The sequence below is a fragment of the Ensifer sp. ENS07 genome, assembly GCF_014852185.1.
Taxonomy (GTDB): Bacteria; Pseudomonadota; Alphaproteobacteria; order Rhizobiales; family Rhizobiaceae; genus Ensifer; species Ensifer adhaerens.
Genome location: NZ_JACVBE010000003.1, coordinates 438747 through 462693, shown reverse-complemented (window position 1 = coordinate 462693; position 23947 = coordinate 438747). Strand labels below are relative to the sequence as shown.

Annotated in this window: 21 protein-coding genes and 1 pseudogene; 10 read left to right on the top strand and 12 right to left on the bottom strand. The window is 58.5% G+C overall.

The features are described from left to right. Positions 1 to 396: 396 nt before the first annotated feature. Positions 397 to 2175 carry a retron Ec67 family RNA-directed DNA polymerase/endonuclease gene (locus tag IB277_RS14695; RefSeq protein WP_192371256.1) on the top strand — a complete coding sequence of 593 codons (1779 nt, stop codon included), beginning with the start codon at positions 397 to 399 and terminating at the stop codon, positions 2173 to 2175. A 168-nt stretch (positions 2176 to 2343) separates the two neighbouring features. Here the strand turns inward: IB277_RS14695 and IB277_RS14690 are convergent, their stop codons facing one another. Next, positions 2344 to 2643, bottom strand: a complete 300-nt coding sequence (locus IB277_RS14690) for a hypothetical protein (protein WP_192371255.1) — start codon at positions 2641 to 2643, stop codon at positions 2344 to 2346. A gap of 437 nt (positions 2644 to 3080) precedes the next feature. Here IB277_RS14690 and IB277_RS14685 point away from each other — a divergent pair, with 437 nt between their 5' ends. Beyond that, a complete protein-coding gene (locus IB277_RS14685; RefSeq protein WP_256436304.1) occupies positions 3081 to 3437 on the top strand; it encodes a helix-turn-helix domain-containing protein in 357 nt (118 codons plus the stop codon). On the opposite strand, the gene IB277_RS14680 is transcribed toward IB277_RS14685, so the two are convergent. Next, positions 3434 to 4465: a hypothetical protein gene (locus IB277_RS14680; protein ID WP_192371253.1), complete on the bottom strand. Its 1032-nt coding sequence runs from the start codon at positions 4463 to 4465 to the stop codon at positions 3434 to 3436. The genes IB277_RS14685 and IB277_RS14680 overlap by 4 nt on opposite strands. Positions 4466 to 4877: 412 nt before the next feature. Here IB277_RS14680 and IB277_RS14675 point away from each other — a divergent pair, with 412 nt between their 5' ends. Continuing rightward, positions 4878 to 6146: an RDD family protein gene (locus IB277_RS14675; protein WP_192371252.1), complete on the top strand. Its 1269-nt coding sequence runs from the start codon at positions 4878 to 4880 to the stop codon at positions 6144 to 6146. A 111-nt stretch (positions 6147 to 6257) separates the two neighbouring features. Here the strand turns inward: IB277_RS14675 and IB277_RS14670 are convergent, their stop codons facing one another. Further along, the gene (locus IB277_RS14670) at positions 6258 to 7145 is read right to left on the bottom strand and encodes a LysR substrate-binding domain-containing protein (RefSeq protein ID WP_192371251.1); all 888 of its coding nucleotides are present in this window, start codon (positions 7143 to 7145) and stop codon (positions 6258 to 6260) included. A gap of 109 nt (positions 7146 to 7254) precedes the next feature. On the opposite strand from IB277_RS14670, the gene IB277_RS14665 reads away from it, so the two are divergent. From IB277_RS14665 to IB277_RS14640, 6 genes are all read left to right on the top strand, one after another. After that, positions 7255 to 8451, top strand: a complete 1197-nt coding sequence (locus IB277_RS14665) for a PLP-dependent aspartate aminotransferase family protein (RefSeq protein WP_192371308.1) — start codon at positions 7255 to 7257, stop codon at positions 8449 to 8451. A gap of 44 nt (positions 8452 to 8495) precedes the next feature. After that, on the top strand, positions 8496 to 9521 hold the full coding sequence (locus IB277_RS14660; RefSeq protein WP_192371250.1) for an amino acid ABC transporter substrate-binding protein: 1026 nt from the start codon (positions 8496 to 8498) through the stop codon (positions 9519 to 9521). A gap of 14 nt (positions 9522 to 9535) precedes the next feature. After that, a complete protein-coding gene (locus tag IB277_RS14655) occupies positions 9536 to 10657 on the top strand; it encodes an amino acid ABC transporter permease (RefSeq protein ID WP_192371249.1) in 1122 nt (373 codons plus the stop codon). Between the two features lie 77 nt (positions 10658 to 10734). After that, positions 10735 to 11763 carry an amino acid ABC transporter permease gene (locus tag IB277_RS14650; RefSeq protein WP_246805938.1) on the top strand — a complete coding sequence of 343 codons (1029 nt, stop codon included), beginning with the start codon at positions 10735 to 10737 and terminating at the stop codon, positions 11761 to 11763. Then, the gene (locus IB277_RS14645; RefSeq protein WP_192371247.1) at positions 11763 to 12524 is read left to right on the top strand and encodes an amino acid ABC transporter ATP-binding protein; all 762 of its coding nucleotides are present in this window, start codon (positions 11763 to 11765) and stop codon (positions 12522 to 12524) included. Before IB277_RS14650 ends, IB277_RS14645 begins: the two co-directional genes overlap by 1 nt. A 444-nt stretch (positions 12525 to 12968) precedes the next feature. Further along, the gene (locus tag IB277_RS14640; protein ID WP_192371246.1) at positions 12969 to 13202 is read left to right on the top strand and encodes a hypothetical protein; all 234 of its coding nucleotides are present in this window, start codon (positions 12969 to 12971) and stop codon (positions 13200 to 13202) included. A 211-nt stretch (positions 13203 to 13413) separates the two neighbouring features. Here the strand turns inward: IB277_RS14640 and IB277_RS14635 are convergent. Continuing rightward, positions 13414 to 13859, bottom strand: a pseudogene (locus IB277_RS14635) (ABC transporter permease subunit); the annotation flags it as partial. Positions 13860 to 14005: 146 nt separating this feature from the next. Continuing rightward, on the bottom strand, positions 14006 to 15064 hold the full coding sequence (locus IB277_RS14630; RefSeq protein WP_192371245.1) for a maleylacetate reductase: 1059 nt from the start codon (positions 15062 to 15064) through the stop codon (positions 14006 to 14008). Between IB277_RS14630 and IB277_RS14625 the strand changes: the two genes are divergently transcribed. Next, positions 15057 to 16112, top strand: coding sequence for a LysR family transcriptional regulator (locus IB277_RS14625; RefSeq protein WP_192371244.1), 1056 nt, complete (start codon positions 15057 to 15059; stop codon positions 16110 to 16112). The genes IB277_RS14630 and IB277_RS14625 overlap by 8 nt on opposite strands. A 291-nt stretch (positions 16113 to 16403) precedes the next feature. On the opposite strand, the gene IB277_RS14620 is transcribed toward IB277_RS14625, so the two are convergent. The 7 genes from IB277_RS14620 to IB277_RS14590 form a co-directional block, all read right to left on the bottom strand. Next, positions 16404 to 17303 (bottom strand): hypothetical protein, encoded by a 900-nt coding sequence (locus IB277_RS14620; RefSeq protein WP_246812739.1) that lies wholly within the window; start codon positions 17301 to 17303, stop codon positions 16404 to 16406. Positions 17304 to 17505: 202 nt separating this feature from the next. Then, positions 17506 to 18081 carry an NADPH-dependent FMN reductase gene (locus tag IB277_RS14615; RefSeq protein WP_210334493.1) on the bottom strand — a complete coding sequence of 192 codons (576 nt, stop codon included), beginning with the start codon at positions 18079 to 18081 and terminating at the stop codon, positions 17506 to 17508. Between the two features lie 79 nt (positions 18082 to 18160). Beyond that, positions 18161 to 19036, bottom strand: coding sequence for a dioxygenase (locus IB277_RS14610; protein ID WP_192371241.1), 876 nt, complete (start codon positions 19034 to 19036; stop codon positions 18161 to 18163). Positions 19037 to 19096: 60 nt separating this feature from the next. Further along, complete coding sequence (locus tag IB277_RS14605; RefSeq protein ID WP_192371240.1) at positions 19097 to 20671, bottom strand: 4-hydroxyphenylacetate 3-hydroxylase N-terminal domain-containing protein; 1575 nt, start codon at positions 20669 to 20671, stop codon at positions 19097 to 19099. Positions 20672 to 20703: 32 nt separating this feature from the next. Continuing rightward, the gene (locus tag IB277_RS14600; RefSeq protein WP_192371239.1) at positions 20704 to 21276 is read right to left on the bottom strand and encodes a flavin reductase family protein; all 573 of its coding nucleotides are present in this window, start codon (positions 21274 to 21276) and stop codon (positions 20704 to 20706) included. A 179-nt stretch (positions 21277 to 21455) separates the two neighbouring features. Further along, entirely contained in the window at positions 21456 to 21644 is a 189-nt protein-coding gene (locus IB277_RS14595) for a hypothetical protein (protein ID WP_192371238.1), read from the bottom strand. A 551-nt stretch (positions 21645 to 22195) separates the two neighbouring features. After that, positions 22196 to 23923, bottom strand: a complete 1728-nt coding sequence (locus IB277_RS14590; RefSeq protein ID WP_192371237.1) for a hypothetical protein — start codon at positions 23921 to 23923, stop codon at positions 22196 to 22198. Between the last annotated feature and the right edge of the window lie 24 nt (positions 23924 to 23947).

Below are 23947 nucleotides of genomic sequence, written 5' to 3'. Positions count from 1 at the left end.
GTCTTGAAGGCCAGTGTGCGCGGGGCTGCCCACCAAACGTCCCCTCGCATTGGTTGGTTTCATATAGGAAGGAAATCGATGTTGGCCATCCCGCAGACCGCCCCCAGGAGGCTTTGGCGGACCGCAACCTTCTCTCGATAAGTCACCGAGCCCCAATCCACGGACCAGGTAAATTTCCAAACTGTCTGACGGTTGCAAAATCAGTTTCCCACGCCGTTCAGGTTGACGAGCTTCCGCGAGTCAGTAAATCTCTTCGAGCTCGCGGATAGATTTTTCCGTCGTGTTTCGCGACGGTTGAGTGCGCTGTGGCGGTGAATGCTTTCCGAGAGTATGACCCGACACGGTTCGAATTCTATCGTTATCTGACAATCGCCAACGAGTATCCGCGAGCTTTTCTTGCCTCCCATCGTAACCCAGTCCTCTTCCCGCCTCAGCAACGTTAAATCGCTAGATCAACTCGCCGCAGTTCTTGGTGAGCAGACCAAAGTCCTCAGCTATTGGCTTTACAAGGCGGAACCAGCTAGGAAGTACGAGCAATACAGCATCCCCAAGAAGAGCGGAGGCTGGCGTCATATCAGCGCTCCTCGCGATGGCTTGAAAAGGATCCAGGGTAAATTATCCAGACTGCTCGCAGAGATATACAATGATCGTGAACAGCGCCGGGTGAATGGGTCGTTCGACGGCTCGCGAACATCTCCTTACGTCTTGGCTCACGGCTTCAAAGACAAGTACAGCATTATCACGAACGCTCAGATGCACGTCGGCAAGAGGTTTGTGTTCAACACAGACCTCGAGGACTTTTTCCCTTCAATCAGCTTCGGAAGGGTCCGGTCTTTCTTCCGGCTCGATACTGACTTCAGGCTGGATCCGGCGGTCGCCACCATGATCGCTCAACTGACGTGCTTCCGTAACCAGTTGCCTCAAGGCGCCCCAACCTCGCCAATCATCTCGAACTTCATCGGCCACATGCTCGACATCAAGCTCAACAAGATGGCGAGGAAGGGAAACTGCAGCTACACTCGGTACGCTGATGACCTCACCTTTTCGACCAACGAGGAAAGTTTTCCGCCCGCAATAGCGAGGTTGGTTGCTGGAACTAGGGACGAATGGGTCGCCGGAGACGGCCTCCTGGCGCGAGTGTATGCCTCCGGCTTCCGTGTCAACCATGACAAGAGCCGCATGCAGGTAGCCTCGTCGAGACAGGATGCCACGGGACTGACGGTAAACCGAACCGTCAACGTCTCCGCCACATACTACAAGTTAGCTCGTGCGATGTGTGACCACCTTTTTACCGGGGGTACTTGCCACGAGATGAAGGGAGGGAAGTGGACCGTGCTCCCACCTCACCGGCTGCAAGGTAGATTGGACTTCATCTACTCAGTTCGTCGAAGTCGCCTTAAAATCCCGCTTGATCACGTGGCGAAGAAGCAATTTCCGATAGAGTACATGAAACGCGAAGCGCTGTTCTGCGACCAACAGAAAGCGTTCAGCACGCTGTACAAAAATATGATGAATTACATGACCTTTCACGGCATCGAGAAGCCGATGATTGTCGGAGAGGGTATAACCGACGGCCTATACATCCGAGCAGCGATAAAGACGATCGGTCCAGCTTACCCAAAGCTGTATGATCCATCTGGGGATGGGGAAGTTCTCGTAAACTTCTATAAACACACCGACAAGCGTAAGTTTTACCAGATCGGAGAGGGAGCCGCACCACTCAGATCGTTCATCGCTGAATACCCCAAGCTGATGGGCCGCTTCAAGACGAAGCCGAAGCAGCCAGTGATCCTGATCGTTGACAACGATAAAGAGGGTCGGGACGTCTTAAAAGCCGCCGGGAGCCGCTGGCAAAAGGACACTAGCGTCCCCAGCCCCTTCTACCATCTCGTTTCCAATCTTTATATCATTCCGCTTCCCAAGCCCGGGGCGACCGACGTGTGCATAGAGGACCTGTTTGATCAGACCTGGTTAGCTGCTCAGAATATCGGAGCACGGAAGTTCACCAAGAAAAATGACTTCGATAGCGCGACCTACTTTGGCAAGGCCGACTTGGTCGGGCAGATTGTGCGACCGCAACGAGCGACGATTGACTGGAGCGGCTTCGTGCCGCTCCTGGAAGCGGTCCAAGGTGCTATCTCGGATTACGAGGTGAAGCTTTCGCTTACACCTTAGCCTGCAATGCAAACTCGTCGCAGGTCGCAATTACCGTTTAGCCCTTCCCGCTGACGACTATCCGCCACCTAAAAGAAAGCCCCGGATTCAACGGGTGAGAATCCAGGGCTTTCCGTCTGAGCGTTCGACTTCACAGACGGTCGGATTATGGCTTCGAAGTTGCGAGTTTCAAGCCCTCGTTGGCTCCGCCGGACCTGAACGGCCGCCAACGGCGGTAGCGAAACCCCTAAGTTTGATGGCACGGCCGATCTCGATCCCGGCTGTGACGCTTCCGCCTTCGCTGTTGAGAACGACGATTGCTTTTTCCGAGGCAGCCGCGACCTTCCTGAAGACGGCGTCGTCGCCTTCGTTGAGAACGCCAGTGACGGTGAAGTCGATACCGTCGGCTCCCGCTTCCCGGATGATTTCGACCGCCGCAGCAGGACCAGCAAGACCGATGGCCAACAGGCCAGCAAGAACATAGCGCATTTGTCACCCCAGGTTGTTCATCGCTATTGAACATTGCGTTGACGGACTTGCAAGGGGATCGGTCGTCCCATCCGCGAGGGGACGATTCCGCTTGCGTCACAACCTCCGAAAACGCCGCAGACGGGTCCTCCCTTGGCGGTGGTGCGCACGTCGCGCGGTCCTCACCCTCGGCACCGGATAGCCGGCCTTGAGCCCGCGACGATTTTCTCAGCGAAGTAAAGGTCGATCTCCTGTCGCATTTCAGACGCCGATGTTCCCATCGTTAAGCATACACCCCGATAGGTTGTGATATTGCCAAGCATTCATCTTGGACGAACATAAAGCATCTCTTATTGGGGGGGGTGCGGCGTCACGACGGTCCGAGCAGGACACCGCCACCATCGGCGACCGACTCAGTTTCGAAACCATTTCACCGACCGTGGAGACTTGAAGCCTCAATGTTGTCCGCGGGGGATCGATTAAAGGTCGCGTTGGAAGCCAGAGGTGTGAAGAAACAAATGGCTTTCGCGGTCCAAATCGGCGTCGACGACAGTGTTGTCAGTCGTTGGAAGCGCGGACACCGCCTGACATTGCAGCATGCCGTTCGGATTTGCGAAGTTTTGGATATCTCTCTGGACTGGCTTGTCCTGGGTCGAGGAACGATGGACTCGCACAAAATTTACCGGGCAGCAAACCCTGCGTGGTTGCCGGGCTCCACCGACGATCTGCCCGGGCCGATAGCAGCAGCGCTGCTTATGGTTGCCGACGCGATCCGGGCCGAGTTCGACCCGGACCGACGCTCGGATCGCAGCTAGATCGACACGAACCACAACTCACCGTCAGGCATGATGCCGTTCAGCAAGAGCCCGCGCGTTTGCTGGACGCCGTTTATGGTGAAGGAGACCAGATAATTGTTCCCGTCCTGTAGCGGGTTGGAGACATTGGGGTGAACAGCCATGACCTGCACGAGCGGGTGGCTTTCCGTGTAAACGCCCGTTGCGGCCGTCGCGTAGGTCGTCGTTTTTGCCCAGTTCGTGACGACGATGTTCGAAATAGGAGCCGGCGCCGCAAGCAGATCGGCTTTAGCCGATCGAACACCGAGCCGACGCGCCGTCTGCAGGGCATTCGCGCCGGGAGACTTGGGAAAGAGAAGCTGTCCGACTTTCATGGTGTCGAGCTTTACAGAATAGGTCTCCTTATCTTCGACCGTAATGAAGAGGACGCGTTCGTAACTGACGTCGACTTCAATTTCCAACGACATGGGAAGTGCGAACATCAGCTTCCCGGTCGAGCTATCCTGGAAAGCGAAAAGGATCGCGTAGCTGTAGGTCGTCTTGTTGCTGGTTTTCTTCTCCCAGAATATCCACGCGTCCCCTGACTGCTCATCGAGGTTTGTGAAGGCGTCCGTAATTGCGGCGGTCATCTGAGCCACTGAAGTCGTGCCCAGCGCGACACCCAAGACGTTCTTCAGCGTTTCGAGGATCTGGTTGATCATCGCCGACACCGCACTGTTTTGCTGAGTGAGCGTCGTCTGGTGCGTATTGAAGATGCCGATCTTATACCGCTGGCTGTCGGAGTCGAGGCTTTCATTGTAGTTGGCGATCAACTCTCTCGCCTTTCCAGGGATGAAGCGACCGGTCGTATTGTCGATCGCGCCGTTGAATAACGCGGTCAACGCGACGGCCTGGGTCAGGTAGTCGATGTCATCAATCGCGACGATTTCCTGGAACTGCTCGGCTTCTTCCGGTGTGGCGTTGATGAATACGACGGGCGACCTTCGCGAACGCAGGGCCCGCTTGGATACCTGAGGATTTTGCCCAATGTTTCCGAGTACTTCATTCATTGCAGCTTCTCCTTGTCTCACGACTGCCGCATTGCAGCCAAAGCGAGTATAGGAGAGGGCGGCCAGACGTGCTGCGCCGTTGCCTTTCGCGCGGAGCAATTAGTTTGCCGCAGACGCAAGCGGTTAAGGTTGACGATCCATCGGAATTGCGATCACTGGCTTCTCGATCGCCTGGGATTTAAGCAACCCTCTGAAAGCAAAGTGGTTGCTGCGTGGAACGAATCGGCTCCGTAACAATCGATTCGCACTTTTGAAGCCCGTTATTGGAAGGGGGATTACCCCCCCATCAAGGGACGTTCAGAGAGCCAAGGCGCTCCCGACTAAACTTTTAGCTGAAACTTGTTGCCGCAATTTGAAATCTACATTAGCAGCCGCTACAACGTGGAGCGTGTACTTTATTCGGGGGCATGGAATGACTGTGTGGCACTACGTCGTGGGGCAGGAACGGCTCGGCCCGGTCAGTGATCCGGAGATCGGGGAGCTTATTCGAAACGGCGGTATTTCAAGGGAAACGCTTGTCTGGAAACCGGGGTTTGATGGATGGCGGGCGGCAGGAGATGCCCTTGCGTCGTTGTTCACCGAGACACCGCCCCCGATACCGACCCCCCCGTCTGTTCCCGCTTCGGTTCATTTAAGAAAGGATGATGCGTCACCTCCAACGGATGATGCGCCGACGACGAGCATTCGGGTGAACTCGTGGTCAAGTCCGGAAGCGAGCGGACCATGGCCTCGTTTCTGGGCGCGTGCCATTGATTGTTGGCTTTTGGGCCCCACGCTAGCCTTTGCAATCGGCATAGTCACGGCCATCTATGCGCCGACATCCTACGTCAAGCTTATGTCGATAAACAATACACTGCTCGGACTTGCCTTGCTGCCTATCGTGGGGGTCATCCTCGCGATGATGATGGCCGTGATGGGAACAACGCCGGGAAAGGCGATCCTCGGCATACGAGTCACTTCAATCACCGACGGGAACAAGTTCTTCTTCCATCTGATCCGAGAAATGAAAGTATGGGTGTTCGGTCTGGGACTAGGCATACCGATCGTCGCGCTCGTCACGCAGATTTATCAGTGCCGCCGCGTCGGAGCAGGCAACGCCGCCAGCTACGACGAAGGCTTCGCAATAGTCGAGGGGAAGCCCTCGGGAACCCGCGTGAGTGTGGGGGCTGCGTGCGCGGCTGCACTGTTCTTCGGCATTATCGTCCTCAACGCGATCGACAGAAACGCCCAGACCGAAATCGAGACGACGAGGGTTTGGCGGAACCCGATCACGCAGAAGAACACGCAGATCGCCAGGACATGGACAGACGAGGAGATGAAGACGAACAGTGGTCGATTATTCTACTTCGCCTCGAACACCCTATCCGCGGAAGCCCTGTTCGGTCACGAGGTGATGAACTTTGACGGGCTGGATGACCAAACCTATGCTGATGTTCTGGGGAAAGCGATTGCGACCGACGTCAAACTGACGTCGGGCTGGATACCCACATTGATCAACGGGCAACGGGCGCTAAGAGCAACGGCCAAGTCCGTGACATACCCTGAAACACACGTTGAAGTTCTTGTCCGAGTGAGTGGCCGCAATGCATGGCGAGTCCTTGTCTTTGCGGCTGGGCGGCCGACAAATGATCTGCCGGGTAGGGACAGCCTGGTACGCGGGCTCTTCATGACTGTTGAATGATTGAACGCGCGGGGATCGTTCGTCCTTGGCGGCGGATTCTTCGTTTACTCACATTGAGGAGCCGACAGGGAGGCCCGCCTTGCTCTCCGAGGCCTCGCAAATACACCAAGCTTAATCCTGAAACTCCGAATGGCGCATCACTTCGTCGACAAAATCGGAGACAATGCGGGAGGGATGCCGGTTGGGCGGTAAAAGCAGCAGACTTTTGAAATAGACCGCCGGCTCGAATGGCCGCAGGGAAAGGCCGCGCCCCACGTAAGGCTCTGCGGTCATCGGATTGACCATTCCAATTCCCATGCCTGCCTGGACCATCGCGCAGATGGTCGTTGAGTACGGGGTCTCGAGGACCACCTTGGGCTTCACGTTCTCGTTGAAGAAGATCGTTTCCGCCGACCGGCGTGTCGTGTCTTCGGGCGACAGGGCAATGAACGCCTCTCCGTCGATATCTTGCGGTCGGATGACTTTATGTGCCTCCAACCGATGCCCAGCAGGCACGGCGATCGCCACGCGGTATCGAGCGAAGGGACGGACGTCGACGCCCGCGACGTCGATCTCATCGGCGGCGATCCCGACATCGAATTGGCCGCTCGCTATCAGGTCTTTCACGACGGAAGACATCTGTGCCTGGAAGGTTATAGCGACGTTCGGGTGCTTTGTTTGAAAGCCACGTAGCGCGCGTGGCAACACGTTGGTGCTCAGGGCGGAAAGGCTGGCAACCTTGATCTCACCGGACCCGAAATCACGAATGCGGGCAGCGGCGCTTTTGAGGTGGACCAAGCCGGAAAACGAGTCTTCGACTTCACGGAAAAACATCTGTCCCTCAGAGGTCGGAAACATCCTGCCTTTTTCTCTGCGGAAAAGTGCGAAGCCGATATCACGCTCAAGCTCCTGGATCGCCTTGCTCACCGCGGGCTGGGAGATGCGAAGCACTTCAGCAGCGCGTGAAGCCGTGCCGTTGGTCATGACAGCGTGAAAGACCTCGATCTGCCGGATGTTCATGGACGCACCTTATAACTACCGCGAATAGGGTTTCATAATATTGATATTGGACGGAATGGATACGCCCATGTTTAATCCGGCCAACGAAATCTCTTGGGAAGAATGGAAGATGAAAGATCTCACCCAGTGCGTGCTCACGCCGGACGTGGACATGGAAGGTTTTGCGACGCTCGGTGCGGCGACCTATCGCGGTTCCACGATCGTATTCAAGAACGCTGAAGCCTACCGGACGCGTGGCGAGCGGGGCCACCAGGGCTACACCTATGGCCTCTATGGAACGCCGACGACGCGGACCCTCGAAGCAAAGCTGACGGCGCTCGAGCAAGGTGTGAGAACTTTTCTGGTTCCATCCGGCCAGGCGTCGAACTCCGTCGCCATGCTGTCGTTCCTGAGCTCCGGCGATAAGGTCCTTATCGCCGACACCTCCTATCCTCCTGTTCGCGATTTCGCCAACCGCGACCTCACACGATTTGGAATTGAAGTCGGCTACTACGATCCGGTGTCAATCGGCGATCTCGAGCGGCGAATCGACAGCCGCACCAAGCTGGTTTGGTGCGAATCCCCAGGTTCGACGACGATGGAAATCCAGGATCTGCCGCGGATCGCGGAACTTGCCCATCGGCACGGCGCACTGGTCGGGTGCGATAACACTTGGGCGACGCCGCTCAACTACAAGCCGCTTACGCTCGGCGCTGATATTGTCACGGAAGCTCTGACCAAATACGTCTCAGGTCACTCCGATGTCTTGATGGGCTCGATTACCGTGCGCTCCGAAGAGCACATCGTCCCCCTCCGAGCGACCCTCGGTCGCCTCGGCATCGGCGTTTCCAGTGACGACGCGACACTTGTGCTTCGCGGAATGGAAACACTCGGTGTGCGCCTTAGGCATGCTGCCGCCGGAGCTGCCGACATCATCGCCCTGATGCAGCAACATCCCTTGGTCGATAGAGTGCTGTACCCCTCACTGCCGGATTTCCCGGGACATGACATCTGGAAGCGCGACTTCCTCGGGATTAGCGGCGTTTTCAGCGTTGTACTGAAGCCCGAAGCGACGGCTCACGCGGCGGTGGCCCTCGACGTCCTTCGCACCTTTGCCATCGGCGCTTCGTGGGGCGGGACCCGCAGTCTCATCGCTCCGATGCCGGTAAAGCAGAACCGCACCGCCAGTCAGTGGCGCGGAGATGACCTGGTCTTGAGGATCAGCATCGGCCTTGAAGACCTCGACGACCTGAAAGCGGACATCGAGGCATTCCTCGCCGACGTTACTGAGCGGACTGCGGCGGCGAGAGTCGCCAGGGCGAGTTGAAGGCAGGTTTCCGAATTCTCACAACCAACAAAAAGGGGAATGAAATGAGTTTGAAACGAGTTGGTATATGGGCCGCGCTCACTTTGGGTCTGGCCGCCGGATCCGCTCCGGCGTTTGCAGGCGCAACGCTAGACGCGGTCAAAGCGCGCGGCTTTCTGAAATGTGCCGCGAGCCAGGGTACGGTTGGCTTCGGGGCCCCGGACGACAAGGGCTATTGGCGTGGCCTCGACGTTGAGACGTGCAGGGCTGTGGCGGTTGCCGTCTTCAACGACAAGGACAAGGTGGAGTTTGTCCCGCTGAGCGGCCAGCAGCGTGTTCCGGCGTTGCAGACAGGTGAAATCGATATCCTCCCGAGGACATTCACCTGGACCCTGCGCCGAGATGCCAACGGACTCAATTTTACGACGCCGAACTACTATGAGTTCACCGGCTTCATGATGCCGAAGGCCCTTGGCGTGACAAAGGTTGAGGACATGAAGGGGGCATCGGTCTGCGTCCAAACGGGATCCACGACGGAGGTGGTCGCAAACGACGTGTCGAAGGAGCACAATCTCGACCTGACGCCGGTGGTGTTTGAGAACAGTTCGGCGTTGAGCCAAGCGTTCTTCTCCGGACGTTGCGACGCGCTTATCACTGATGCTGCAGCGCTAGCCTCGTTGAGAGCCACCAAAGCAGAGAACGTCGATGACTACGTGATCTTCCCGGCGACAAAATTCATGGATGCGCTTACGCCAGCGGTCCGCCACGGCGACGACCAGTGGCTCGATATCGTCAACTGGTCGATCCAGGCGTTGATCGCGGGCGAACAGCTCGGGATTACGCAAGCCAATATTGCGGACATGGAAAAGTCCGAGGATCCACGCGTGAAGCGCTTCCTTGGGGTCGAGCCTGGAAATGGTGCCGCGATCGGTCTTGATGAAAAGTTCGCTGCCAACATCGTAGCGAAGCTGGGCAACTATGGGGAGATGTTCGATCGTAATCTCGGCAAGGATAGCCCGTTGAAGCTTGATCGCGGGGCAAATCGGCTTTTCAGCAATGGCGGACTGATGTTCCCCTTGGCGTTCCAATAGCCTCGGAGGCTGGCATGTTCTCGACACTTCTGGACAATCGCCATGTTCGAAGCGCCGCTGTCCAAGTCCTGTTGCTCGTGGGATTTGCCAGCCTTCTTTACTGGCTCTGGTCGAACACCGTTGAAAACCTGGCCGCGCGCGGCATTCGCGTGGGCTTTGAATATTTAGGCCGGCAAGCGAATTTCCCGATCTCGGAAAGCGTCCTACCCTATGATCCATCCGACACCTTCGGTTGGGCCTATCTCGTTGGGTTGACCAATACCGCCGCGATTTCCTTGCTGGCGATCGTCGCTTCGACGCTTCTCGGCCTCTTCATAGCCCTAATACGTTTGGCGCGTAACCCGCTCGCCTCTACGATGGCAAGGACTTTTGTCGGCGTCGTGCGCAATATGCCGCTCATCGTCCAGCTGCTGTTTTGGTATGCGCTCGCCACGACGCTTCTGCCGGCTCCCCGATTGGCGTTCAACCCGTTGCCTGGCGTCTACTTGTCGCTTCGGGGGCTTTACATCCCTTCCCTGTCTCTCGGACCCTACGGCGTTGCGTTCATTGTAGCGATCGCAATACTGGCACTTGCTTTCTGGCGGTTCGGGCGGCGCGCCCAGAAGGTTCCCAGAACATTGAGCGGCATGGCGATCGTGTTTACCGCCATCTCCGGGTTGATCGCCCTTGAGCCCTCGATCAGTTCGCCCGAGCTTAGAGGTTTGAATTTTTCCGGCGGCTTGAGACTGTCACCGGAGTTCGCAGCATTGATGCTGGGCCTGATCCTCTACACCTCAGTCTTCATCAGCGAAGTCATCCGGGGCGGGATCGAAGCGGTGTCGCGGGGCCAATGGGAAGCCGGCCGCGCCTTGGGCTTGTCCGAGCGGCAAACGATGTTCCGCATCATCATACCCCAGGCGCTCCGAGTCATTATTCCCCCGATGACGTCGCAATATCTGTCGACCGTGAAGAACACCACATTGGCGCTGGCGGTCGGGTATCCCGAGCTCGGCCTCGTCGTCGGAACCGTAATCAACCAAACCGGACAGGCCATCGAGAGCATCGCCATCCTGTTGGCCGTCTTTCTGACGATCAGTATCGCGGTCTCGCTCTTCATGAATTGGTATAACGCACACGTGGCATTGGTGACCCGATGACAAGCATTGCGACGACAAATTCCGCCATGATAGCTACCGAGTTGGCAACGCCTCGCAAAGCGCCAACTCTAAAGCGTATGCCCCTCCTCAAGGTCCTGTTCGGCGACGTGCTGAGCGCCGTTCTCACGCTCGGCTCCGTGGCGGTGATCTTTTCGCTGCTTCCTGCATTCCGCTGGGCCGTGACCGACGCCGTTTGGTCAGCAAGCAATCCTTCCGCCTGCAGCGCGGCTGGAGCCTGCTGGGCATTCATAGGAGCCAAGTTCCGCTTCATCATGTTTGGCCTCTATCCGCCGGAGGAACAGTGGCGACCGGCGATCGTCGTCGCGCTCGTGCTCGGCATGGTCCTGATATCGCTGTCTCCCGCACTATGGGGAAGGAAGCTCCTTTGCACCTGGATCGCAGCCGCCTGTGCCATGCTGGCACTGATGTGGGGCGGTTTTGCCGGTCTTCCCCATGTGTCGACCGCCAAATGGGGCGGTCTGCCGGTGACGCTTCTATTGGCGCTTCTCTCGCTTGGACTTGGCTTCCCCTTTGCGATATTCCTCGCACTAGGACGGCGATCGAAAATGCCGATCTTGCGCATCCTTTCGGTCGGTTTGATTGAAACGGTCAGGGGGTTGCCGTTGGTTGGCCTTCTGTTCGTTGCCTCCATTCTGCTGCCGTTGCTGCTGCCCCCCGGGCTTGATATCGACAAGCTCGGCCGTACGCTTGCCGCGCTAACGGTTTTCTCTGCTGCCTACCTTGCGGAAGTTCTTCGTGGCGGTCTCCAGGCAATCCCTCCTGGTCAGACAGAGGCCGCCAAGGCGCTCGGGATACCGGCGTGGAAAGCGGTCCAGCACATAGTCCTGCCTCAGGCGATCCAGAAGGTCATCCCTCCGTTGACCAACACCGCGATCGTCATGGTGAAAAACACCAGCCTGGTAATGATTGTCGGTGTTTTCGACATGCTGAGCGCGGGGCGCTCGGCTGCGATGGATCCGGTTTGGCCGGGCCCCTATACCGAAGCCTACCTATTCGTCGGCCTGATCTACTTCGCTATATGTGTCGGCATCTCCTACTACGCGCACTGGCTGGAAACACGCGTGAAAGCAAAGGACAATCGTTGATGTCTATCGAGGAAAATCTGCGCGTCGAAGAGCCGGCGATCGTCATCCGCCACATGGACAAATGGTACGGCAACTATCATGTTCTTCGGGATGTGAGCCTATCCGTCGAGACCGGCGAGCGTATCGTCATCTGCGGCCCCTCGGGGTCCGGAAAATCGACGCTCATCCGTTGCGTCAATCATCTCGAAGAGCATCAGAAGGGCGAGATCATTGTCAATGGCGTGACGCTCAACGAGAGCCTCAAGAACATCGACACGATACGGCGCGACGTCGGAATGGTGTTTCAGCACTTCAATCTGTTTCCGCATCTGTCTGTGCTTGAAAACTGCGCACTGCCACAGATCCTGGCCCGCGGAACTGCGCGCAAGCTTGCGGAAGAGCGCGGCATGCAGTTTCTGGAACGTGTCCGCATTCCGGAGCAGGCGCGCAAGTTCCCGGGGCAACTCTCGGGGGGGCAGCAGCAACGGGTTGCGATCGCCCGTGCGCTCTGCATGTCACCCAAGGTGATGCTGTTCGACGAGCCGACCTCGGCGCTTGATCCCGAGATGGTCAAGGAGGTGCTCGATACGATGGTGTCGCTTGCCGAGGAAGGCATGACGATGATCGTCGTCACCCATGAAATGGGCTTTGCCCGTCGGGTAGCGGATCGGGTCGTATTCATGGATCAGGGCGCAATCGTCGAAAGCAACGTACCGGATCTGTTCTTCGACGCTCCCGCGAACGAACGGACGAGGAACTTCCTCAAACAGATCGTCCACTGAGCGCCGGGCCATTGTCGACGGCAAGCCAGGTATCGGCCGAGCCCCGAACCAAATGACTTACGCCGTCTGGGTTGCGCCCTCCAGAGGCCGAACGATGCGACACCATCTACGGCTATTATGACGAAAGCAAAGAAAGAGCATCCGAAGTTGGTCAAATCCTGGGCGCTGCCGACCACGGCGACACTGAGGATGGCCGCCTGGCGAGTGCCGGAACCCGCATGGGGGACCCGTGGCGTGGCTTGAGTGCTGCATCTTTCGGGACTCGCGACGTGTCGAATGCGCGCGCAAGCAGCCACCTCGACCCAGCAATCGACCAGATGGCGTGAATTCCTAGCCGAGCGACTGGGTATCGCCCGGCCAAGGTCTATCCAAGCGAACCCTGAGGATAACGTGATCCTGCCGTCCGGAAAGCTACTATGAGTTACTTCATCCGGGAGCACACAGATGATGCATTTTATTAGCCAAAGCGACGCCGATCGCGTGTCAACCATACCCGAGGCATTCAGGGGCCCTGCGCTGATCTACGTTGTAGAGACCAGTTATAGCTACGGGAAATACTGGACGTTCTGGAACGAATACGGCTCGCTCGATACGGCGAGACATGCCGTTGACAGGCTGAAACGGGTTTCTCTTGAGAACTTCACTGCCCGGATCATCAAGAAAGAAATCATCGAATAAATGACAATTCACAAAGTTAGTGCCAGCGTAAGGGCGAGCTGGGCAACCTCCCCGGGCTCAATAAAGACCTTGAACGTTAAGGTGCGAAGGCCCAAATCGGATGGATTGCAGTCTCCCATCGAATCAGCTCACGAAGACAGCCATCTGCGTCCAGACCAGCCGTTCACACTCCAGAACCAGTTATGGCGGGCACCGACGTGGCCTGACCCTCTCACGTCGTGCGATTGAGTACGGATGCGAGAATGACAATGCCGATACCGGCCTCGAGGGGACAACGAATACAGCGCCATCATGATCGTCTGGTTGAGGCCAGCCATGATCGTCGCAGTCGCCAGCGGCAGTTCGACGCCGAAAAGAATTGCGCTGGACTGCCGATGAAAGCAGTCGCCGCCTCTACAACCTCGCCGTCGACCTGGCGGATGCCCACATCGGTCAGACGGATCAACCGCGGAACCGCATATATGATGATGGCTAGGAACGCCGGCACCTTGCCGAGGCCGAAGAGCATCACCGCCGGGATTAGATAGACGAAACTCGGCATGGTCAGCATCACGTCGAGAACCGGTAGTGAGACGTTGCGGACGACGCTATCTTGGCGACGAGGAAGCCGATCGGAACGCCGATCACGACCGAGACGATAGCCGCCTTCAGGGCGAGCATTTTTTTACGTTGTCGGGTCGTCGTCCTTCCACGGCTCCAGCGATGTCACCACTAAGGGTCATCCTTTGCGGCGCGTCCCCAGACACGGGCGAAGGCGCGACTTGCGCCGCACTGTCGTACGGTCACTGAGTGTATACGCTCGGTCAACCGGGTCGCCGCCCCTCAAAGGCATCCTCGAGCAGGCGGACGATTTCCTCCGGCGTAGTCGCGCGGGGATTGTAGTAGGGCGTCTCGGTGACGAGGGATGCGGCGCGCGCGAGGTCATCGCGTCGCATCCCGACTTCCCGCAGGGAGGTCGGCGCGTTCAGCCGCTTCATCATGTCGTAGATGCCGCTAGCTGCGTGGGTGGTGCCCATTGCCCGCTCTATCCGCTGCATTGCTTCGGGCGCGGCCGTATAATTGAAAGCGAGCACATGGGACAGGATGACGCAATGGGTCTCGGCATGCGGCAAGTTCCAAGTGCCACCGAGCACGTGGCAGAGCTTGTGGTGCAGTGCCATCCCGGTCGTGCCAAGCACGGTGCCGCAGAGCCAAGCCCCATAGAGGCACTCACTGCGGCCGTCCAGGTGGTGCGGATCGCTTGCGACCACCGGCATCCCCCGCGAGAGGGCGCGGATGCCATCCTCAGCGATCATGGAGGTCACCGGATTGCGCTCTTTGGCGTAGAGCGCCTCGGCCGCGTGAGCGATCGCGTTGAATCCGCTCGCGACCGAAATCGACACCGGAAGATCGAGTGTCAAAGAAGGCTGGTAGATCACCGTCTTAGGCAAGACCCGCGCGTCATGGCCGGTCCGCTTCAGTCCCAGTTCGGTCATGCCGTAGATCGGGGTCATCTCCGAACCGGCATAGGTTGTCGGCACGGCCAGGATCGGCAGGGAAGAGTGCAGCGCGATCGCCTTGCCGAGTCCAACCGTCGACCCACCGCCGGCCGCAATCACGCAATCGGCTCCGAGCCGGTAGGCCTCGTTCCGCGCCCTCTCGGCGATTTCGACCGGTACGTGCATCACCGCGTGTGGATAGACGCCGACGCTGCGATCGCCGAGCCGTTCGGCGATATCCTCGGCCAGCGCCAGCTGATGTGGCGTCGAGAGTACCAATGCACGCCGCGCACCCAGCCGCTCGATCTCCTCGGGCAGGCGGTCGAGCGTGTTCGGACCGAATAGAACACGGGTCGGAAGTGAGTTAAAAACGAACGTGTCCATCGCGGTCTCCTCGCCATCTGAAGTAGCAACGCTGGTTGTGCTGCCTCACCTCTTGCAATATGGTATCCGCCAGCAACGCACCACTGCTTGGACGGCTATGAAGTCTATTCCGAGGAAGAACAGCGAAGAGCTCGATTTGCACGCACTGCGTGTCTTCGATACCCTGTTCCGCGAACGGAGCCTGACCCGAGCGGCGGAGGTGCTGAACACCCAGCAACCCGCGCTGAGCAAGACACTTGCCCGGCTACGCCGCTATTTCGACGACGCGCTGTTCGTGAGGGTGTCACTGCATATGGAGCCAACCGCAAAAGCGCTGCAACTGGAGGAGCCGGTGCGCGTCCTTTTGGAGGGTATGCGTCAGCTGGGAAACGAGCGGTCCCGTTTCAACGCGGCGGAGTCGAAAAGGACGTTCAACGTCTTCACAACGGACGCCGGAGTTATCGTGCTTCTGCCTGAGATAATCGAGCGCTTAATTAGCGAGGCGCCGGGAGTTCGGCTGAGAGCTGCGCAGGTTGGTCTGAGCGATCTCCACGCTGCCCTTGAGACAGGAGACATCGACCTGGCGATCGGCGAGTTCCCGCAGCTTGTGCGAGGCATCCGGCGGCAGAAGCTCTTTTCCGGCCGCCATATGAGCATCCTCCGGAAGGATCACCCCCGGCTGGGCGTCGATCCTGAGAGAAGCGATTTCGTCGCGGAGCAACATATCTTCATCACCGTGTCCGGGACCGGACACCCCCACCAGGTCGCCGAGCGTTTGCTCGAGGAGCAGCTACCACCCAATAACGTGATTGCTCATGTACCAAGCTTCACAGCGGCTGCTATCCTCGCCAAGCATACGGATGCGGTCGCGACAATGCCGGGCCCGATTGCGGTCGTACTTGCCAACGATCTCAACATGCAGTCCGTGAGCACGCCAATCGAGCTGCCGGCTTTCGAGATTTCGCAGTACTGGCACGAACGCTTCGACCGTGATCCCGGAAACCAATGGCTACGGCTGGTCTTCAACGCCCAGTTTGGCTCGGGCAAGAAGCAGCAAGGCCATGATTAGCTCATAGCGGTGCCGGTTGAGGCTCCGGCCATCCATCGCTGTGGGGAGAGAGAGTTCACGAAAGGCCGGCCTGATGCGATACGCTTCGGTAGCGGTGCCTTGCGTAGAGCCGCGCTATTTTGGCGTCCTTGTTTATCGCTGTATTGGATCAAGAATCCGAGTGCGTTCGTCCGGACGACGGCGTAACCGGGCGCTCAATCATCGACTTACTACTACTGCTACTCATGATTAGGAGCCGCAATGCGCATGCCGATTAACGCTGCAGACACGAGGCTGCGAAAAGTTGAAGGGTCATTCGCAACTTGCTTCCAGCTGCATAATGGCCTGTCCTCTTTTTCGGCTGGAACGATCTCGTGTTACGCAGTGGAGGAAGCGGATGTCTAATGGAGCACCAACGTCAAGCTCGTCCCTTTCGTCAACCACGAGCCGCGCTCGATGCTGCCGCCCCGAGACCAAGGGAGCCGAGATTGTGATTAGCGTCTGCCGCCAGGGCGCGCTTCCGTTCCCAACGCTGATCGCGCCGAAATAGTCCGCCGGCGGTGGCGCGTGCAGGTTACAGTCAATCGCGGCCTGGAGGATCGTGCGACCACGCTTCTCCTTCCGTTCAATGACTACGCCGCTGATCTCGTGGGCCCGACCTAGTAGGCGCGCGGCCTCGGCAAGCTCGCCTTTCTCTACCAGTCGGCGAGCTTCGGTCGATGAGCAGCGACTGACGCCCGGCGGGGTGTAGAGCGGTTGTGGCGCGACTGAAAAGGCGTGGCGCTTGCCGAGTTCCGTTAGAAACGCAATGTCCCCCTGCCTGTTGCGGCCGCAGGCGAAGTTCTCCCCCACTACAAGGACACGCATACTGAACCGATTTACCAACAGATCGAGAACGAACTCCTCAACGGGACAGCGCATCATCCGCTCGTCAAACGATAGAACGCAGCATTGGTCAACGTCGCCGGTCTCGGCGATTAGTCGTAGGCGCGTGGGCAGGCTACACAGAAGCGGCAGCTCTCGGTCGGGATGAACCACGCTGCGTGGCAGGGGGTCGAAAGTAACTACTGTGGTCGGAAGTCCCATCCGCTCGCCTATGCGGCGAAGGTTTTGCAGAAGCTGCCGGTGACCACGATGAACGCCGTCAAACGAGCCAACAGATACCACCGTGCCCGGAAACACTGCCGGACTTTCCGCTCCACTTATTAGCATGCTCCCCCCTTGATCCACGTAATGTCCCGCTCCCCGCCCCGGCCCGGCCAGCCGCCTGTTGCGACGTTCGACTGGCCAGACCTTGGCCGATCCCGGAGGGTTGCGCGTGGTGTCCCTTGACCCTCATCATTTTCTCGAACCAGAGGCCGAAACTCTCTTGGCAACCGGACGGGAGGCCGGGGGAACGCGAACGGGCATCCAGCTAAGCGGCGGACGGAATTCCCCGCTCCGTCCCCCGGCGCGCAACGAACTTGGCGAAGGCGGACAGTTGATCGGATACGATCTTTTTCGTCGCTTCGTCCTTGAGTTCCAGCGTCTCTGGGTCGAACTTGGTCTGCGCGAGACCGACAAAGACCTCGGGCGTGCCGAATGTCGCTGCGTTAAGGAAGGTCAACGCCATGCGCAGGTGATATTGCATGCGCGCGCCTCCGAGCGGACCGCCGGTTGCCGATTGAATAGCGACAGGCTTGTCCTTGAATGGCTGCGTCTCGAGCCGAGACAACCAATCCAGAGCGTTCTTCAGGCCGCCGGGGATCGTCCAATTGTATTCCGGCGAGACGATAATCACGCCGTCGGCACTGCGGATCGCCTCGCCAAGAGAGAGAACTTCAGTGGGTATCGCCTTCGCCTGCAAGTCGGCGTCGTAGAGCGGGATTCGGTCGAAGGGCGGTGCCACTACAAAGCGCAACTCATCAGGCGCTAGGCTCGGCAACGCACGCATCAGCGCGGTATTGAACGAGCGCTCGCGCAGGCTGCCGCTGATAGTGAGAATTTTCATCATTTATCCTTTCGGTTGTATGGTCAACTTTGCTGCAGCCGGGCTTTGCCAGATCAGGCCTACGCGCCGGCACGGGGCTTTAGGCTCTAGTGGCCGAGGTCGGTTGGAGCACGAAGTCGTATTCGAGCAGCCAAAATGGCTGGTCGGCGAGCCGCCCGGCAGGGGTCCGGGTGCCGGCCGGGATCTGGCAAAATTCCGCGATCAGCGGCGCCTTCACGCCATAGACGACGTCAGTCTCGATATACGGGCAGCTTTTCTTGAATATGTGCGTAACGAGCCGCCGGAAGCCGCGGGCCTCGATGGCGAAATGCACATGCGAGGGCCGCATCGGACTGATCTCGGTGCGCCCCATCAGTTCGCCGACGCTCCCATCCAGCGGGATCGAATACGCGACCGGCAGCACGGTCTGCATTACGAAAGAACCATCCTCCTGAGATTGGAACACTCCGCGCATCCACGGTTCGGCACTGGCGCGCTGGGCCTCATAGAGACCGTCGCCGTCCGCCTGCCATATATCGAGGGTCGCCCCGGTGACCGGCCGGCCTTCGAGGTCACGAACCGTACCGGTGATAAAGCAGAGTTCACCCCGCGCCCCGTTGGCAATGTCGGCACCGTTCTCGAACGGGGGTGAGCCGTGGACATGAAACGGACCCTCCACGGTGGTAGGTGTCGCGCCGCTGTCAAGCCGGTGGTTGATGCAGTCGACGAGCATGCTGATACCGAACACGTCGGAGGCAAGGATGAACTCCTGCCGCTTCTCGTTCGAAAGTTGGCCCGTGCGGGTGAGCCACTGGATCGCGGTCAGCCACTCTTCCTCGCTCGGCTCAACTTCACGGACGAAGGCGTGTAAATGCGTGATCATGGCTTGCATGATAGTTCGCAGTCGTGGGTGGGGTATCGCGCTCCAGCGCTCAAGCACGACATCAGTTATGTTCGTTTCGGTGACGTAAGACATTGCAGCATCCTTGATCGGTTGCCCCGGCGACACGCGCCGGGGTCTTGATACGTGCGAGCGTCAGGCGTGTTCCGCCATCGCGCCGTTGGGACGCCCCGGGGGCGTGAACCCGAAACCGACCGGGGCTCCGGCGTCCTGTGCCCGCGCATAGGAGGCCGAGGCGGAGTATTCGGTCGCCTCTTCGGGCTTCAACTCGATGCCGCAGACCTTGCGCGCCAACTGCGCGTAGTAGCCAGCGCCGGAAAATTCCGCGCGCTGCATGGTCAGCGACCGGATAGCCATGAGGGGCGTACCGTTAAAGTTCTCGAACATGAAGAGCCGCCCACCCCAATCGGAGAGATAGAGGTCGCGGATTACCCGGCCGATCTGCAGTCGGTCGTGCGGCTGGCCATTCGGCCCGGTGTTGAGGCGCTTCAGCCATGGCCCCAGCTTGCCGTCCTGCCACTGGCCCTCGGTCGCGAAGAGAAGCGCGCTGCGGCCGCACAGGTCGAGGAGCTCATACATCATCGAGGAGAAGTTCTCGAGATAGTATGCCCGGCCGAAATCGTAGAGGAGAATGTTCGGCTTGTAGTGCCCACCGGGGGTGAGAAACCCAAGCTCCTCGGATGCCACCACATGCGCGATCATAGCTTGGTGGAAGCCAACGAACTTAGCGACCCGCGTCTGCACGGCGGGGATCTTCGCCGTACCGATATGCTCGGTTATGAGGATGGCTAGGCCAGCCATCAGCTCGGCGCGCACCATTTGCCGGATGATTGCGTGGTAGTGCAGCCAGTCGAAAACGCGCTGTGGGTAGAGCTTGGCGTGATCCGGGTTGCCGATGTGGAACACGTATTTCCAAGGGATGAAGACGTGGTCGAATATCGTCATGTTGTCGAGCTCGTCGCCGGAGGAGGCGAGCGGATGTTCGACGACGTCATCCTTCACCGCGCTCTCGCGGCAGACCACCGTCACGCCTTTGGTGTTCACCGGCGTCATGGCGAAGATTACCTGCTCGGCCGGAATCCCGGGGCGGAAAAAGACGCCAATATGGATCCAATCTCCGAACGCGGTGCCCGTGCCGATTGCCTTGACGCCATCGACAACGATCCCCTGGTCGTTGATCTCCACCACCCGCAACGCCGGGGAGCGCGCCTGAGCATCCGGAGTCGACCGGTCAGCTTGTGGATCGACGAACTGCGGCGTGCAGTTCAGGTCGTTGTCTCGCGCGAACCGGAAGAAGTCGGTGATGTTCTGCGCCAGATCGCGGCCTTCCGCGCCAATCGCCGAGGTCTCCCAAGGCTGCGGATCGTCGACGTAAGTAAGCAACGGGTAGTTGTTCGCGTCGGGCAAACGCGGAAACGAAGTGCCGCCGACTTCGCGCATGACGGTCTCATGGTATATGCGCTTTCGACGGACTTCGTCTTTGTTGTGGTGGCCGAACCACTGCATCGAGCGGCGGACGCCGCCCTCATCGACGAAAGTCATGATGTCCTGCAAGTCCTCGCGGTGATGCAGGTCGTAGAAATCGGCGATCCGGCGGGCGTAATCGCGCGTCTTCGGATGCGTGGCTACGTTGTCTATCCTCTCGTTGCCGACCCAGACGTCGCGGCCGTCGTTGAGAGCTTCGAGATATTGCGTACCGGTGCGTAGCATTGTCTTCTCCTCCTCTAGTCTGCTGAGATTGGTCAGGCGATGTTGCGAACCGTTGCATAGGCGCGACGGTGGTAGATTAGCGGCTCTTCGTCGGCGCTGTGCGCGGTGGAGAGCACTTCACCGAGGATGAGGCTGTGGGTGCCGACCTCGCGGATGTCTGCGACGCGGCAATCCAGGGCCACGCGCGAGCGGGTGTAGTAGGGAGAACCCGTTGTCAGCACGCCCCAGTGCGCCCCCTCGAAGCGGTCGTGCATCGGGACCCGGCCGACGCCAGCGAACATCTGTGAAAGCTCGACCTGATCAGCGCCGAGGCTGCTCACGCAGAGCACTCCGTTCGCCTTGATGACCGCTTTGGCGGCACTCTTGCGGTTGACGCAGATCATTACCGTCGGCGGGTCGTCAGTCACCGCACACACGGCCGAACAGGTAAAGCCGGCCAGTCCGTACGGTCCGTCGGTAGCGACGATTGAGACCGTCGAGGCGATCTTCGACAGGGCTTCGCGGAATTCCTCGGCGGCGACATACACCGACGCTCCTTCGACGTCGCCCGCCGCTGGCTTGTTTGCCAACGTGGCCGGTCGACCAATGTCCGTGTGAGTATGCATGGTTTCCTCCCCAAGCTATGGGCCGCTGATAGACCGAGCTTCCTCAAGCGCGTGTTTCCTGGCCTGAGGTTGAGGTTCCCGCAGTTGCCTTTTCCTGACAATCATGCGGCTGGTTATGGGCATTATTGCCCAGAAGAGATGGACCGCGTGCCGCCGTCGCGTTCGCTTCGCCCGGGCTCCTAGTCGTCACCGAGCGTATTTAGGCCGCCTTCACCGGAGGGATGGCATCGGCCCGCACGAGGCTTTCCTGAAATAGCGAGATCGTCATCTGGAGCTTTGTTGGAAAGGCGAGTCTCCTCGTCAGAGCGATTATGGAGGGTCGGCAGCACGAAAATCTCGACATCGGCAACGCCGGAAATGGCGGGCATTTGCCCCTCGATCGTCCCATCGCTTCTGCGCCTTCGCCAGCAGCTTCTCACACGCAGGCAAGGAACGATGCTATTGCGCAGCGGGTGGCGACGAAAACTCCGGGGCCGGTCGTGGAAGTGCCGATTCGCTCGCTTTTTAGATTAGGTCGTGTAGGTAACCCCGTGAACGCAATCGATTATCCAACAAGCTCAACGTACGGCCACGGGAGCTTAGATCTCGCTTCTTCGGCTCGATCAGATCTTTCCCAACTGACGGCACGCCAGTCATCGCTGGCGTGTTCCACGACGTAACCGACCAGGCCTCCGTAGACCGCGATTGTGTCTGGACTAGAGACGACAAAGGAGTTGGCAAAACCGCCTCCTCAATCGACCGAGACAATCAGGCCAGTGAGGAAGCGCTCGCAACCTCCGCGGCCATTCATTTTCCCGCCTGTCGCGAGGGCGGCCGTTCGCGAAGTCGACTACGACGTCCGATTGGCAAAGCGAAACGTTGAGAACGCGGACGGCGATCCTGCGCTTACCCGGATGACCAACGAAGCGGCCAAACACGATCAGCGAGGTTCCGCCTCCACGATCTTTTCGTAAAGGAAGCGCGTCATAGCTGCGGCCGACAAGGCTCCAATCATGTGCCACCTGTCATCCTTGTGGGCGTCGCAATAATCTACGATGCCCCTCACTACCGCTACCTCGGCCCCGTGGGCCCACCCCGCGTCCCGAAGCCCGACGCTTTCCATTTCAACCGCCAGGACGCCATGCTTCTCGCGGAGTTCGTCTCGTATGACCGGGTCTTTTAGCAAGGTATCTCCGGAACCGATCTTGCCGAAGTGCACGATGGATGGAACAAGCTTCCTCCGTGCGTCATCTGGATGTTGCAGGAGGGAATCGTCCGCTGCGTGGAGGATGTCTGGAGGCAGATTCGAAAGATCCAATCCGAACTCCGTGAGCGCTCTCTCACGAAACGCGAGCCAATCCGAGTCGAAGCTCGTCTTCTCTGACTTGAAGTTGGCAACAAGCTGAAAGATCTTTTGAGAAAGTCGCTGATCCGAATCGCGGTAAGTGACTTCTCCTCCTGCGGTTCGCTTGACGTGGTCCCATTCGAAGACAGATTGGCCAATTACCACGTCGCCGAGCCTAACATGTTCAAGGGGCGTTCCTGGTAGTGGTGCGCCGCCTGCAATGCCGACCATGAATGCATGTTTGGTCTTGAAGGAGCGGAAGAAATTCGCAGCCGTCACGCCTGCCCTGGCGTTGCCCATCGTCGGTAATACAGCGAGAATGACGCGTTTGCGCTTGCCGGCGATCTGAACAAATATTTCTTTATACAACTGGGGGTCGCCATCGACCTCAAGAGTTTTTCCCTTTCCAAAAACCACTTCCACGGCCTCCCGTTCTTTAGGAAGGGCCGTGAGGATCGCAAGATCACACACTTCGGCGTCTTTTATAATGCGTTCTGCTGCGCCGTCCGTCTGAGACATGGCAAAAACCTCTTGGAATGCTGGATCGAAGGTGATGGATTCAAGTCGCGAGATATCGCAGTCGCGTATTCTTTGCAGTAGCCCGCTTGTCCGAGACATCTTGAGCAGGGCCAAGAAATCTATGTCGTCAGAAGGCGCGCCGGAAGGGATGCTAATACCCCCGGACAAGTTCATATTCTGAAAGACCGCGGCACTGAAATCCTTGGTGTAGCTTTCGAAGTAGAACGCGTTGATACGTCCATGAAAGAAGTTCTTGACTGCCAGATTGCGTCCATCGACCGGGAGCATCGGAATGACGTGCTCGACAATAAAGGCTTCTCTTCCCAGTTTCTCCGGCACTTCCTGCCATAGTCGTTCCAAGTGCGCGCTAGTGGTCTCGCTCCCAAGGTGGGGACGAAGGAAGTCGTATGCATCGTCATGCGGTGGCGTATCCAGCCAGGATCGGGCGATGTCCTTGGTCGCGCTACGCTGTCGCTTTGTCCAGCCGATCAACTGTTCCGTCTCACGGGAGTATGCATCGTATTGCGCGGAGCCTTGCCGATACTGCTCTATTTTACCCAACCGAAACTCGTCGAGCGAACTGCCGCCACCCACGAACGTGAAAAGATCGGAGACCTCGGAATCCAAAAAAGGGCGGAGTATTTTGGCCGCCAGAGCGTTCTCGTAGTATGACGCGGCAGGTAAGAAGATTCTTGAACCGAGCATGACGGCGAACCGGACGGCAAGGTCCATTTCGGCCACGGCTTTTTCCGAGAAGGCGAAGGTTCCGCGCTCCTCAAGAAAATGTATGTCGAAGAAATGCAAGAATAACTTGCGGTGCCGTATAGA